This is a genomic window from Pseudomonas emilianonis (genome assembly GCF_023072625.1).
Lineage (GTDB): Bacteria > Pseudomonadota > Gammaproteobacteria > Pseudomonadales > Pseudomonadaceae > Aquipseudomonas > Aquipseudomonas paraveronii.
On record NZ_JAKNRV010000140.1, the window covers coordinates 1 to 12,852 of the forward strand.

The following is a 12,852-nucleotide window of genomic DNA, read 5'->3' on the forward strand; positions in this document are numbered from 1 at the left end:
GGCTGCCGGCTTGCTCGCAACCGCAGGCGCGGCGGTGCCCGCAGGCCGCGTGATGATCGTGGTTTTGCTCGAAGACGAGGGCGAAGATCCGGTGTTTGTCACAACTGCCGTCGGCGTTGAACCGGTGCGTCCATCGAAGCGAATGGTCTGACCTGGATGTATCGTGTAGGGCGCAGGAATATTGTTACGTGCGGCGAGTGCCTTGTAGTCCCAGCCATAACGGAAGGCGATCGAAAACATCGTATCGCCCTTACGCACCACATATTGCCCCGTGGTCACGGTCGGTTTTTGCGGTGCTGCGTTGGTGCGGTCAACCACCCTCGCGCCCCCGGAAGGCGTGCTCGAACAAGCTGCCAATAAGGAACTCAAGACAAGGCCAAGCACCAGTCGCTGAAAGCTTGTTTTACTCATACGCTGCGCAAGACCTGTGAGACTCACCCGCCGCTCCCTTTGTGGTGGCTGAACATGAATGCCTGTATCAGGCTTGAAATATGTCGTAAGTATAACTGGGCATTGGCTTTTTACTGGCACACGACTGAAACGAAAAATTCATCGCGTTTAAAACCAACGACGAATCATGTTGACTCTATAGACCCCGCCGTAAGACACATCCCCGCCAACAGAATTCACTGCGCGCGAATAAATGATCAGGCGAGCGGGCCATTGAGCAACGGCACGAAACGCACAGCGCCGAGCACATGCCGCGAAAAGCCTTCCTCTTCACGGATAATGAGCATCAATTGTTGCACTTCACCGGAACCCACCGGGATCACCAGCCGGCCGCCAGGGGCCAGTTGATCGAGCAACGCCTGCGGCACATCGGTGGCGACCGCGGTGACGATGATGCCGTTGTATGGCGCCAGCGCCGGCCAGCCTTCCCAGCCATCGCCCCAGCGGAACACCACGTTGCGCAGGTTCAGTTCCACCAGACGTTCCTTGGCGCGATCCTGCAGCACCTTGATGCGCTCCACCGAGAACACACGCTCCACCAGTTGCGACAGCACGGCAGTCTGGTAACCCGAACCGGTGCCGATCTCCAGCACCTTGTCCAACGGGCCCGCCTCCAGCAGCAGTTCGCTCATGCGCGCTACCATGTACGGCTGGGAAATGGTCTGGTTATGCCCGATCGGCAACGCCGTGTCTTCATAGGCGCGATGGGCCAGGGCCTCATCGACAAACAGGTGCCGAGGCGTGCGCCGGATCACTTCCAACACCTGGGCATTGGACAGGCCCTCTTCGTACAGGCGCTGGATCAGACGCTCGCGGGTACGTTGGGAAGTCATCCCTATACCGCGACGCAGCAGGTCGTCTTGTTCACGAGCCATCAGCGCAAGCCCTCCAGCCAGCCATCGAGACTACTGAAGGCATCACTGAAGGTGCGATCGAGTTGCAACGGGGTAATCGAGACATAGCCTTGCATCACCGCATGAAAGTCGGTGCCCGGGCCGCCGTCTTCGGCATCGCCTGCGGCGGCAATCCAATAACCTTCCTTGCCACGTGGGTCGACCACCTTCAACGGCGCCGCCGCACGGGCGCGATGGCCCAGGCGCGTGAGCTGGATGCCGCGAATATGCTCGATGGGCAAATTGGGGATATTGACGTTAAGCACCGTCCGGGGCGGCAGATCGAGGGAACCGTGGGCTTCCACCAGCTTGCGCGCGAAATAGGCGGCAGTCGGCAGGTTATCCAATTGGCGCGAGGCCAACGAGAAGGCGAACGAGGTCCGGCCTAGGAATCGCCCTTCAAGGGCTGCCGCCACGGTGCCGGAATACAGCACGTCATCTCCCAGGTTGGCGCCAAGGTTGATGCCCGACACCACCAGATCCGGCTCCTGATCCAACAAACTGTTGATCGCCAGGTGTACGCAGTCGGTGGGGGTGCCGTTCACGCTGATAAAGCCATTGGCCAGAACGTGCACGTGCAGCGGACGGTCGAGCGTCAGCGAACTGCTGGCGCCGCTCTTGTCCTGGTCGGGGGCAACCACCACGCACTCGGCGTAATCCGCCAGCGCAGCATGAAGCGCGGCGAGGCCAGGTGCGGTGGCACCGTCGTCATTTGATATCAGAATACGCATGGGCTGTCCGTCTGCCCCACCGGCACCAGATCAACAAGCTCGCGCACCAAGACAGTGGCGAAGCATCCGGCCGGCAGGACGAATTCCAATTGCAGAATGTCAGGCCCGGGATAATGCCACGTCAACCCGCCAATGGGCAGTCGCAGAATGCGACGCTCCTGGCTCATGCCGGCATTCACCAGCCAATCGCGCAGGTCGGCTTCACTGGCGGCAACCGCCTGCTCCAGTGCATGGGTTGCACCGGTAGCCGGCGAATCGCCTTCGCCCCACTGCGGCCCGGTGGGGTGCAGGTCCAGGATCGCCAGGCGCGGGTCGCTGCATTCAGCCTCCCCCGCCGGAAAAAAACTGCGACTGTCGGTGAAGGCCAGAAGATCGCCGACCTGGGCACGCTGCCAGGAACCGTCCGCGACACGCGCTGCCAACACTTTGTTGAAGAGGAAACTGCGCGCCGTCGACAGCAACCGCGAACGCACATTGCGCTGCTCCGGCAAGGCCTTGCGGGCCGCCCACTCACGCGCATCCACCACATTGCCGCCGTTGTGGCCAAAACGCTGGGTGCCGAAATAATTGGGAATGCCGTGCTGGGCGATCAGTTGCAGGCGTGCATCAATGGCCGCGTGATCCCCCGCCAGTTGCGTCAGGCGCAAGGTAAAGCCGTTGGCCGAATGGGCACCCCGTTGCAGCTTGCGCTTGTGACGGCCGGTCTTGAGGATCTTGAGGGTGTCGTTTTCCGCGCCGCTCAGGTCCGGATCAGCCTTGCCCGGCAGTTGCACACTGAACCACTGGCGGGTCAACGCCTGGCGATCCTTGAGCCCGGCATAACTGACGGTGCGCAACGGCACGCCGGCGGCCTTGGCGATCCGGCGGGCGGCCTCTTCAGTGTTGAGGCCACGCTTTTCCACCCACAGCCACAGGTGCTCACCCTCGCCGGTCAGCGGGATATCGAGCACTTCATCGACCTGGAAATCTTCAGCGGTAGCCTTCAATACGGCGCTGCCCAACGCCTCGCCATAGGCCCGCGGGCCCAACAGTTGCTGGTCGTTCATGCGCGCAGCAACAAGGCGACGGAGTGCACCGCGATGCCCTCTTCACGACCGGTAAACCCGAGCTTTTCGGTGGTGGTGGCTTTCACGTTCACTTGATCCAATTCAATGTGCAGATCCGCAGCGATGAGCGCGCGCATCGACTCGATGTGGGGGGCCATTTTCGGCGCCTGGGCCACGATGGTGTTATCGACGTTGCCGACCTTCCAGCCTTTGGCGTGGATCAGTCCGACCACATGACGTAGCAATACGCGGCTGTCCGCGCCCTTGAAGGTCGGGTCGGTGTCCGGAAAGTGCTTGCCGATATCGCCGAGCGCCGCTGCGCCGAGCAAGGCGTCGCTCAAGGCGTGCAACACGACATCGCCGTCGGAATGAGCCAGCAACCCATGGTGGTGCGCAATGCGCACACCGCCCAAAGTGATGAAATCGCCTTCAGCGAAACGGTGCACATCGTAGCCGTGGCCAATACGCATAAAAAAACGCCCCGATTTAATTCAGGGCGTGATTCTACCTACTTTTGTCGCATATTAACCGAGCAAAGCACGACCGTGATGTCGCAAATGGTCTTCGATGAAGCTGGCGATAAAGAAGTAGCTGTGGTCGTAGCCGGGTTGCAGGCGCAGTTCGAGCGGGTGATTGGCCGCTTTCGCCGCTTGCTGCAAGGCTTCGGGCTTGAGCTGCACCGCGAGGAAGTCGTCGCGGTCGCCCTGATCCACCAGCAATGGCAGTTTTTCCGAGGCTTCGCTGATCAGCACGCATGCGTCCCACTCGCGCCACTTCGAGCGTTCTTCGCCCAGGTAACGGGAGAAGGCTTTCTGGCCCCATGGGCAATCCATCGGGTTGTTGATCGGCGAAAACGCCGACACCGATAGGTAACGCCCGGGGTTGCGCAACGCGCACACCAGCGCACCGTGACCGCCCATGGAGTGGCCGCTGATACCGCGTTTATCCGAAGCAGGGAAATGCGCTTCAACCAACGCCGGCAATTCCTGCACCACGTAGTCATGCATCCGATAATGCTTGGCCCAGGGTTCCTGGGTGGCATTCAGATAGAAACCGGCCCCAAGACCGAAATCCCAGGCGTTGTCCGGATCGCCCGGCACACCGGGGCCACGGGGGCTAGTGTCCGGCGCGACAATGATCAGCCCCAGTTCGGCCGCCATGCGCTGGGCGCCGGCTTTCTGCATGAAGTTTTCATCGGTGCAGGTCAACCCGGACAGCCAGTACACCACCGGCAGCTTGCCGCCCTGCTCCGCTTGCGGCGGCAGGTAGACGGCGAAGGTCATGTCGCAACCGAGCACGTCGGAATGATGCTTGTAGCGTTTATGCCAGCCGCCGAAGCTCTTCTGGCACGACAGGTTTTCCAGACTCATGGCCGACCTCAGAAGTGGATGACGGTACGAATGCTCTTGCCTTCATGCATCAGCTCAAACGCTTTGTTGATGTCTTCCAGGCCCATGGTGTGGGTGATGAAGGTGTCCAACGGGATCTCGCCGCTCTGGGCCATTTCCACGTAGCTGGGCAATTCAGTCCGACCACGCACGCCGCCGAAGGCCGAACCGCGCCAGACGCGGCCGGTCACCAGTTGGAATGGACGGGTGGAAATTTCCTGGCCGGCGCCGGCAACGCCGATGATCACCGATTCGCCCCAGCCTTTGTGACAGCATTCAAGGGCGGCGCGCATCAGTTGCACGTTGCCGATGCACTCGAAGGAAAAGTCCACACCGCCGTCAGTCAAATCGACAATCACGTCCTGGATCGGACGGTCGTAGTCTTTCGGGTTGATGCAGTCGGTGGCGCCCAGTTGCTTGGCAATTTCGAACTTGGCTGGGTTGATGTCGATGGCGATGATGCGACCGGCCTTGGCTTTTACCGCACCGATCACTGCCGACAGGCCGATACCGCCGAGGCCGAAGATGGCGACAGTGTCGCCGGGCTTGACCTTGGCGGTGTTGATCACCGCACCGATACCGGTGGTGACGCCACATCCCAGCAGGCAGACTTTTTCCAGCGGTGCGTCTTTAGGAATCTTCGCCACGGAAATTTCCGGCAGCACGGTGTACTCGGAAAAGGTCGAGGTGCCCATGTAGTGGAAAATCGGCTGACCCTTGTAGGAGAAACGCGTGGTGCCGTCCGGCATCAGGCCTTTCCCCTGAGTGGCACGAATGGCCTGGCACAGGTTGGTCTTGCCCGACAGACAGAATTTGCACTTGCCGCATTCCGGGGTGTACAGCGGGATCACATGGTCGCCGACGGCAACCGAAGTCACGCCCTCGCCGATCGCTTCAACCACGGCACCGCCTTCATGGCCGAGAATCGACGGGAAGATGCCTTCCGGGTCGGCGCCCGACAAGGTGTAGGCGTCGGTATGGCACACGCCGGACGCTACCACGCGCAACAGCACTTCGCCGGCCTTGGGCATGGCGACATCCACTTCAACGATCTCAAGGGGCTTCTTGGCTTCGAAGGCTACAGCCGCGCGGGACTTGATCATCCGGGTTTCTCCAGGGAGTTAAAAACTGAGACGGTGAGTGTAAAACATGGCTGACTGATTAATAATCCAGGCAAAAGCAAAACTTTATTGCTGTACAGGGATAATCGCCATGCTGGAAAACCGCTGGGAAGGCATCGATGAGTTCGTCGCCGTCGCTGAATGCAGCCAATTCACTGCGGCGGCGGAACGCCTTGGGGTGTCTTCGTCCCACATCAGCCGACAGGTGGCACGCCTGGAAGAACGGCTGCAAACGCGTTTGCTGTATCGCAGTACGCGCAAGGTGACCCTGACCGAAGCCGGGCAGACCTTTCTGCAACACTGCCAGCGCCTGCAGGATGGCCGCGAAGAAGCCCTGCGCGCCGTCGGCGACCTCGCCAGCGAGCCCAAAGGCATGCTGCGCATGACCTGCGCCGTGGCGTATGGCGAGCGGTTTATCGTGCCACTGGTGACGCGGTTCATGGGGCTTTACCCGCAACTGCGGGTGGATATCGAGCTGAGCAATCGCCAGTTGGATTTGGTACACGAAGGCCTCGACCTGGCGATACGCCTGGGGCGCCTGCAAGACTCACGCATGGTCGCCAGCCGCCTGGCGCCGCGACGCATGTACTTGTGCGCGTCGCCGTCCTACTTGGCGCGGTATGGGCGGCCACATAGTTTGTCGGAATTGAGTCGGCATAACTGCCTGGTCGGCAGCTCGGACATCTGGCAACTGGCCCAGGATGGGCGCGAGTTTTCCCAACGGGTGCAAGGCAACTGGCGCTGCAACAGTGGGCAAGCGGTATTGGACGCGGCGTTACAAGGGGTGGGCTTGTGCCAGCTGCCGGACTATTACGTGCTGGAGCATTTGCACAGTGGCGCGCTGGTGTCGTTACTGGAGGCGCATCAGCCGCCGAATACGGCGGTGTGGGCGTTGTATCCGCAGCAGCGGCATTTGTCGCCGAAGGTTAGAAAGCTGGTGGATTTCTTGAAGGAGGGATTGGCCGAGCGGCCGGAGTACAGCCGTTGATTAATCAGTGTTTAGACCCACCGCGATCGGGAGCAAGCCCCCTCCCACATTCGACCGTGCTCCTACAGGATAAACGCGATCGAATGTGGGAGCGGGCTTGCCCGCGAAAGCGTCAACTCGGTGCAACTGACTACCGCCGGTTAGCCCAGCGCAACCGCAGCCACTCCAGGTCTTCAGGCCGGGTCACCTTGATATTGTCCGAGCGCCCTTCAATCAGACGCGGCGCCTGGCCGGACCATTCCATGGCCGAGGCTTCGTCGGTGATCACCGCATCGGCCACCAGGCTGTCGGCCAACGCACGATGCAACGCGCCCAGGCGGAACATCTGCGGCGTGTACGCTTGCCAGATCAGGCTGCGGTCGACGGTTTCGACCACGCGCCCGTGCTTGTCGACGCGCTTGAGGGTGTCGCGGGCCGGCACCGCCAGCAAGCCACCCACGGGGTCATCCGCCAGTTCGGCGAGCAACTTGTCGAGGTCATCACGACTCAGGTTGGGCCGCGCGGCATCGTGTACCAACACCCAGTCATCATCGCTGGCGCCCAGTGCATTGAGCTGCAGCAGCGCATTGAGCACCGAACCCGAACGTTCCAAACCACCGTCCGCCCGCTGAATACGCGGGTCAGTGGCACACGCCAGGTTGGGCCAGTAAGGGTCATCAACAGCAAGACTGACCACCAGGCCCTTGAGCGAGGGGTGGTCGAGAAAACAGCCAAGGCTGTGTTCGAGAATAGTGCGCCCGCCCAGTTGCAAGTATTGCTTGGGACGGTCCGCAGCCATACGGGCACCGACGCCCGCGGCAGGAATCACGGCCCAGAAGGCCGGCAAACAGTGACTCATTGGGCCAACTGGTAGAGGGTTTCGCCCTCCTTGACCATGCCCAATTCATGACGAGCCCGCTCTTCGACGGTCTCCGTACCTTTTTTCAGCTCAAGCACCTCGGCATCGAGGACACGATTGCGCTCCAGCAGGCGTTCGTTTTCGGCGTGCTGGTCGGCAATTTGCTGGGTCAGGTCTTCTACCTGCGCAACGCTGCCATTACCCACCCATAGGCGGTACTGCAGGCCAGCCAGCAACAAGAGCAAGACGAGGAACAACCAGTTGGGACTGCGCATCGAATATCGGGTATCCAGTGAAAAAAGACAGCCATGCAAAACTTTTAAAGTAGCTGATAGCACGAAGCCTGGAAGACCCAGGCTTGTGCTTGATCGCCATCAGATTAGCGTCGAATTTCACACTCTCGTGATTTTTCCGACACAATCCGCCGACTTTTTACCATTTACTGATCAGCCGCGAAACTCGCCGCGACCGTTGTACTTGGCTTTACCGCCCAGTTGCTCTTCGATACGAAGCAATTGGTTGTACTTGGATACGCGATCGGAACGGCACAGCGAGCCGGTCTTGATCTGGCCCGCCGACGTGCCCACGGCCAGGTCGGCAATGGTCGAGTCTTCGGTTTCGCCGGAGCGGTGCGAGATCACGGCGGTGTAGCCCGCAGCCTTGGCCATCTGGATGGCTTCCAGGGTTTCGGTCAGGGTACCGATCTGGTTGAACTTGATCAGGATCGAGTTGGCGATCTTCTTGTCGATGCCTTCTTTCAGGATCTTGGTGTTGGTCACGAACAGATCGTCGCCGACCAGTTGGACCTTCTCGCCGAGCTTGTCGGTGAGAATTTTCCAGCCGTCCCAGTCGGACTCGTCCAGGCCGTCTTCGATCGAGATGATCGGATAGCGCTGAGTCAGACCCTTGAGGTACTCGGCAAACCCTTCGGAGTTGAACACCTGGCCTTCGCCGGACAGGTTGTACTTACCGTCTTCGTAGAATTCGCTGGCAGCGCAGTCCAGTGCCAGGGTCACGTCGGTGCCCAGGGTGTAGCCGGCGTTGGCCACGGCTTCGGAGATCACTTTCAGTGCATCTTCGTTGGACGCCAGGTTCGGCGCGAAGCCACCTTCGTCACCCACTGCAGTGCTCAGGCCACGGGCCTTCAGGACAGCCTTGAGGTGATGGAAAATCTCGGTGCCCATGCGCAGGCCTTCGGAGAAGGTCTTGGCGCCAACCGGCTGCACCATGAATTCCTGGATGTCGACGTTGTTATCGGCGTGCTCGCCACCGTTGATGATGTTCATCATCGGTACCGGCATCGAGTACACACCCGGCGTGCCGTTGAGGTTGGCGATGTGCGCGTACAGCGGCAGGTCCTGGTCCTGGGCGGCGGCCTTGGCGGCGGCCAGGGACACGGCGAGGATGGCGTTGGCGCCCAGGCTGCCTTTGTTTTCAGTGCCGTCGAGCTTGATCATCGCGTGGTCCAGGGCTTTCTGGTCCAGCGGGTCTGTGCCCAGCAACAGGTCACGAATCGGACCGTTGATGTTGGCTACCGCCTTGAGGACACCCTTGCCCAGGTAACGGCTCTTGTCGCCATCACGCAGTTCCAGCGCTTCGCGCGAACCTGTGGAAGCACCGGACGGCGCGCAGGCGCTGCCGATGATGCCGTTATCGAGAAGCACGTCGGCTTCGACGGTGGGGTTGCCACGGGAGTCGAGAACTTCACGACCTTTGATGTCGACGATTTTTGCCATTGTTGTAAACACTCCAAAGTTGACGAAAACGACGCAGCTGAAGGAAATCTTTTGATCGACCGCAAGGGGGGAACAACGGGGCAGACTTGCAGACGACAAGGCTCAGGCCCCAGGGCCTGAGCATTTAGCGTGGGATACTTTACCGGAGAAATGGCGCTTACGCGGTCTCTACCGTCGGAAAACTCTTGACCAGTTCGTCCAATTGCTTGAGCTGGGCCAGGAATGGCTCCAGTTTGTCCAGGCGCAGGGCGCAAGGACCGTCGCATTTGGCGTTATCCGGGTCCGGGTGAGCTTCCAGGAACAGGCCAGCCAGGGACTGGCTGATGCCCGCCTTGGCCAGGTCCAATACCTGGGCACGGCGCCCGCCAGCGGAATCGGCGCGACCACCCGGCATTTGCAGCGCGTGGGTCACGTCGAAGAACACCGGGTATTCGAACTGTTTCATGATGCCGAAACCGAGCATGTCCACCACGAGGTTGTTGTAGCCGAAGCTCGAACCGCGCTCGCAGAGGATCAACTGGTCGTTACCCGCTTCCACGCACTTGTTCAGGATGTGTTTCATTTCCTGGGGCGCGAGGAACTGGGCTTTCTTGATATTGATCACCGCGCCGGTCTTGGCCATGGCGACCACGAGGTCGGTCTGGCGCGACAGGAAGGCCGGCAACTGGATGATGTCACACACCTCGGCGACCACGGCAGCCTGTTCAGGCTCGTGGACGTCGGTGATGATCGGCACGCCGAAGGCTTGCTTGATGTCCTGGAAGATCCGCATGCCTTCTTCAAGGCCCGGGCCGCGATAGGAGGTCACGGACGAACGGTTGGCCTTGTCGAAGCTGGCCTTGAACACATAAGGGATACCCAGTTTCTGGGTAACCTTCACGTACTCTTCACAGACCTGCATCGCCATGTCGCGGCTTTCCAGCACGTTCATGCCGCCGAACAGCACCATTGGCTTGTCGTTGGCAATCTCGATGTCGCCTACGCGAATGATCTTCTGGGCCATCAGGTTCACGCCTTCTTCTGATGTTGCGTCAGTGCTGCTTTAACGAAACCGCTGAACAACGGGTGACCGTCGCGTGGCGTCGAGGTGAACTCAGGGTGGAACTGGCACGCCACGAACCACGGATGATCCGGCGCCTCGACCACTTCGACCAGTTTGCCATCGCCCGAGCGGCCGGAGACTTTCAGGCCGGCTGCTTTGATCTGCGGCAGCAGGTTGTTGTTCACTTCGTAGCGGTGACGGTGACGCTCGACGATCACGTCCTTGCCGTAGCAGTCGTGAACCAGCGAACCCGTCTCCAGCAGGCAGTCTTGCGCGCCGAGGCGCATGGTGCCGCCCAGGTCGGACGATTCGGTACGGGTTTCAACGGCGCCGGTGGCGTCTTCCCACTCGGTGATCAGGCCTACGACCGGATGGCCGCTGGAATGATCGAACTCGGTGGAGTTGGCGTCTTTCCAGCCCAGCACGTTACGGGCGAACTCGATAACGGCCACTTGCATGCCCAGGCAGATCCCCAGGTACGGCACCTTGTGCTCACGAGCGTACTGCACGGCGGTGATCTTGCCTTCCACGCCACGCAGGCCGAAACCGCCTGGAACGAGGATCGCGTCAACGCCTTCGAGCAGTGCGGTGCCCTGGTTCTCGATGTCTTCGGAATCGATATAGCGCAGGTTGACCTTGGTACGGTTGCTGATACCGGCGTGGCTCATCGCTTCGATCAGCGACTTGTACGCATCCAACAGCTCCATGTACTTGCCGACCATGGCGATGGTGACTTCGTGCTCAGGGTTGAGCTTGGCGTCGACCACGGCTTCCCACTCGGACAGATCCGCGCCGCCGCATTGCAGGCCGAAACGCTCGACCACAAAATCATCCAGACCCTGGGAATGCAGGATGCCCGGGATCTTGTAGATGGTGTCGGCGTCTTCCAGGGCAATCACCGCACGCTCTTCAACGTTGGTGAACTGCGCGATCTTGCGACGCGAGGAAATATCGATCGGGTGATCGGAACGGCACACCAGCACGTCCGGCTGCAGGCCGATGGAGCGCAGTTCCTTGACCGAGTGCTGGGTTGGCTTGGTTTTGGTTTCGCCGGCGGTGGCGATGTACGGCACCAGTGTCAGGTGCATCAACATCGCGCGCTTGGCGCCAACTTCGAAACGCAACTGGCGGATGGCTTCGAGGAACGGTTGGGATTCGATGTCACCCACGGTGCCACCGATCTCGACCATCGCCACGTCGGCATCGCCTGCACCCTTGATGATGCGGCGCTTGATTTCGTCGGTGATGTGCGGGATCACCTGGATGGTTGCCCCCAGGTAGTCACCACGACGCTCCTTGCGCAGCACGTGTTCGTAGACACGGCCGGTGGTGAAGTTGTTGTTCTGGGTCATGGTCGTGCGGATGAACCGCTCGTAGTGGCCCAGGTCCAGGTCGGTCTCTGCGCCGTCGTGTGTGACGAACACTTCACCGTGCTGGAACGGACTCATGGTGCCCGGGTCAACGTTGATGTACGGGTCCAGCTTGAGCATGGTGACCTTAAGTCCCCGCGCCTCCAGGATGGCCGCCAATGAAGCGGAGGCAATGCCTTTCCCCAATGAAGAAACAACACCGCCCGTGACGAATATGTAGCGCGTCATGAAAAACCCTAGAAGTCTGCGTTAAAGCGGTCCGAGCCGCCGGGGAAAGCGAAGGAAGGCCGAAGCCCCCGATCACCTGCATTAATCACAGTGCACCTTTCAAAAAAACCGCCGCGTGGTGACAGACCAGCAATGAAACACCGGTACGTTGATCGCTACACATTTTTTGGAATCGCCCAGCAAAGACTGCTTGGTAATCGGCAACTGCTGCGATTCAGGCGAATCCACAGAAGTTGTATCAAGAAGGGAGCGTAGTCTACCGGAAAGGCGCTATCAGCTCAAACCTTGATCGCAGGTCTGTGGCATCCAATGTAATTGCCAGCCGTCATTCGACACATTCCAAAGCCCTGCAAGGCTGGGCGCAGCCAGCAATTGCTCGCCCCGATACAGCAGCGGCAATCTGCCACGGACAAAGCCCGGCAGCCCACTTTCGTTGAGCAGGCGCTTCAAATCGCGCCGACCGCGACCTGGGATGTCGATGATTTCGCCGCCTTGGCGATAGCGAACCTGCAGCACGCCGTCGGGAACCTCGCCGATCAATCGGAGTTGGCCATTACCCGGTAACTCTAGTGGGTTTTGCGGCTGCGGCCAGCTCACCGACACGTCGGAAAATTCCGACCAACTGGAGGGAAGCCACCAGATGCGCTCGCCGCAACGATGCAGATCGCCGTCGGCCAGGCGCCACAGGGGTTGCGCATCGAGCTTGGCGTCGCGCAGGGAATGCCAGCCGGCCCAGTGGTCGCTGTCGGGTAAGCGCGTCAGCGGGTTCAGCCAATGGCGCAGGGCGTTGCGTTGCCGCGCGTCGGAAAGCTCACACAACGGCGCCAGGGCCAATGACGGCAAGCGCAGCCACGGAAAAGGCGAAGGCTGGTCGGCGGCTTGCAGGTCGATGCCCGCCAACTCGTCCAACAGGCCTTGGGCTTCGCTCAAATGCTCAGCGGCACGGGCTAGGCTCGCAACGGCCTGCGGCCAGCGCTCGGTCAGCCGCGGGAATACACGATGACGCAGGTAATTGCGCGAG

14 protein-coding genes are annotated in these 12,852 nt (G+C 60.5%); 1 reads left to right on the forward strand and 13 read right to left on the reverse strand.

Annotated features, from left to right (window positions below):
• From L9Z73_RS15460 to L9Z73_RS15490, 7 genes are all read right to left on the reverse strand, one after another.
• Positions 1-438, reverse strand: a 438-nt coding sequence (locus L9Z73_RS15460; RefSeq protein ID WP_247402473.1) for a LysM peptidoglycan-binding domain-containing protein, incomplete at its 3' end; no start/stop codon positions are given.
• A 209-nt stretch (positions 439-647) separates the two neighbouring features.
• On the reverse strand, positions 648-1,283 hold the full coding sequence (locus L9Z73_RS15465) for a protein-L-isoaspartate(D-aspartate) O-methyltransferase (RefSeq protein ID WP_247402496.1): 636 nt from the start codon (positions 1,281-1,283) through the stop codon (positions 648-650).
• Between the two features lie 41 nt (positions 1,284-1,324).
• Entirely contained in the window at positions 1,325-2,074 is a 750-nt protein-coding gene (surE, locus tag L9Z73_RS15470) for a 5'/3'-nucleotidase SurE (protein ID WP_247402475.1), read from the reverse strand.
• Positions 2,062-3,120: a tRNA pseudouridine(13) synthase TruD gene (gene truD / locus L9Z73_RS15475; RefSeq protein WP_247402477.1), complete on the reverse strand. Its 1,059-nt coding sequence runs from the start codon at positions 3,118-3,120 to the stop codon at positions 2,062-2,064. The genes surE and truD overlap by 13 nt, the downstream gene beginning before the upstream one ends.
• Positions 3,117-3,590 carry a 2-C-methyl-D-erythritol 2,4-cyclodiphosphate synthase gene (gene ispF / locus L9Z73_RS15480; protein WP_025855145.1) on the reverse strand — a complete coding sequence of 158 codons (474 nt, stop codon included), beginning with the start codon at positions 3,588-3,590 and terminating at the stop codon, positions 3,117-3,119. Before ispF ends, truD begins: the two co-directional genes overlap by 4 nt.
• Before the next feature lie 54 nt (positions 3,591-3,644).
• On the reverse strand, positions 3,645-4,490 hold the full coding sequence (gene fghA / locus L9Z73_RS15485) for an S-formylglutathione hydrolase (protein WP_247402479.1): 846 nt from the start codon (positions 4,488-4,490) through the stop codon (positions 3,645-3,647).
• A gap of 8 nt (positions 4,491-4,498) precedes the next feature.
• A complete protein-coding gene (locus L9Z73_RS15490) occupies positions 4,499-5,611 on the reverse strand; it encodes an S-(hydroxymethyl)glutathione dehydrogenase/class III alcohol dehydrogenase (RefSeq protein ID WP_247402481.1) in 1,113 nt (370 codons plus the stop codon).
• Between the two features lie 109 nt (positions 5,612-5,720).
• On the opposite strand from L9Z73_RS15490, the gene L9Z73_RS15495 reads away from it, so the two are divergent.
• Positions 5,721-6,617 (forward strand): LysR substrate-binding domain-containing protein, encoded by an 897-nt coding sequence (locus L9Z73_RS15495; protein WP_247402482.1) that lies wholly within the window; start codon positions 5,721-5,723, stop codon positions 6,615-6,617.
• 130 nt (positions 6,618-6,747) lie between these two features.
• Here L9Z73_RS15495 and ispD read toward each other — a convergent pair whose 3' ends face one another.
• From ispD to tilS, 6 genes are all read right to left on the reverse strand, one after another.
• A complete protein-coding gene (gene ispD / locus L9Z73_RS15500) occupies positions 6,748-7,455 on the reverse strand; it encodes a 2-C-methyl-D-erythritol 4-phosphate cytidylyltransferase (RefSeq protein ID WP_247402484.1) in 708 nt (235 codons plus the stop codon).
• On the reverse strand, positions 7,452-7,730 hold the full coding sequence (gene ftsB / locus L9Z73_RS15505) for a cell division protein FtsB (RefSeq protein ID WP_247402486.1): 279 nt from the start codon (positions 7,728-7,730) through the stop codon (positions 7,452-7,454). The genes ispD and ftsB overlap by 4 nt, the downstream gene beginning before the upstream one ends.
• A 171-nt stretch (positions 7,731-7,901) precedes the next feature.
• The gene (eno, locus tag L9Z73_RS15510; RefSeq protein WP_247402488.1) at positions 7,902-9,191 is read right to left on the reverse strand and encodes a phosphopyruvate hydratase; all 1,290 of its coding nucleotides are present in this window, start codon (positions 9,189-9,191) and stop codon (positions 7,902-7,904) included.
• Positions 9,192-9,348: 157 nt separating this feature from the next.
• A complete protein-coding gene (kdsA, locus tag L9Z73_RS15515; protein ID WP_010563535.1) occupies positions 9,349-10,194 on the reverse strand; it encodes a 3-deoxy-8-phosphooctulonate synthase in 846 nt (281 codons plus the stop codon).
• Positions 10,195-10,199: 5 nt separating this feature from the next.
• Positions 10,200-11,831 carry a CTP synthase gene (locus tag L9Z73_RS15520; RefSeq protein WP_247402490.1) on the reverse strand — a complete coding sequence of 544 codons (1,632 nt, stop codon included), beginning with the start codon at positions 11,829-11,831 and terminating at the stop codon, positions 10,200-10,202.
• Between the two features lie 273 nt (positions 11,832-12,104).
• Positions 12,105-12,852 (reverse strand): tRNA lysidine(34) synthetase TilS (gene tilS / locus L9Z73_RS15525; RefSeq protein ID WP_247402493.1); only part of this gene is annotated, 748 nt, incomplete at its 5' end.

Excerpts from the sequence above, each read along its gene's own strand:
- L9Z73_RS15465 (WP_247402496.1), bottom strand. The coding sequence starts at position 1,283 with ATGACTTCCCAACGTACCCGCGAGCGTCTGATCCAGCGCCTGTACGAA.
- surE (WP_247402475.1), bottom strand. The coding sequence starts at position 2,074 with ATGCGTATTCTGATATCAAATGACGACGGTGCCACCGCACCTGGCCTC.
- truD (WP_247402477.1), bottom strand. The coding sequence starts at position 3,120 with ATGAACGACCAGCAACTGTTGGGCCCGCGGGCCTATGGCGAGGCGTTG.
- ispF (WP_025855145.1), bottom strand. The coding sequence starts at position 3,590 with ATGCGTATTGGCCACGGCTACGATGTGCACCGTTTCGCTGAAGGCGAT.
- fghA (WP_247402479.1), bottom strand. The coding sequence starts at position 4,490 with ATGAGTCTGGAAAACCTGTCGTGCCAGAAGAGCTTCGGCGGCTGGCAT.
- L9Z73_RS15490 (WP_247402481.1), bottom strand. The coding sequence starts at position 5,611 with ATGATCAAGTCCCGCGCGGCTGTAGCCTTCGAAGCCAAGAAGCCCCTT.
- L9Z73_RS15495 (WP_247402482.1), top strand. The coding sequence starts at position 5,721 with ATGCTGGAAAACCGCTGGGAAGGCATCGATGAGTTCGTCGCCGTCGCT.
- ispD (WP_247402484.1), bottom strand. The coding sequence starts at position 7,455 with ATGAGTCACTGTTTGCCGGCCTTCTGGGCCGTGATTCCTGCCGCGGGC.
- ftsB (WP_247402486.1), bottom strand. The coding sequence starts at position 7,730 with ATGCGCAGTCCCAACTGGTTGTTCCTCGTCTTGCTCTTGTTGCTGGCT.
- eno (WP_247402488.1), bottom strand. The coding sequence starts at position 9,191 with ATGGCAAAAATCGTCGACATCAAAGGTCGTGAAGTTCTCGACTCCCGT.
- kdsA (WP_010563535.1), bottom strand. The coding sequence starts at position 10,194 with ATGGCCCAGAAGATCATTCGCGTAGGCGACATCGAGATTGCCAACGAC.
- L9Z73_RS15520 (WP_247402490.1), bottom strand. The coding sequence starts at position 11,831 with ATGACGCGCTACATATTCGTCACGGGCGGTGTTGTTTCTTCATTGGGG.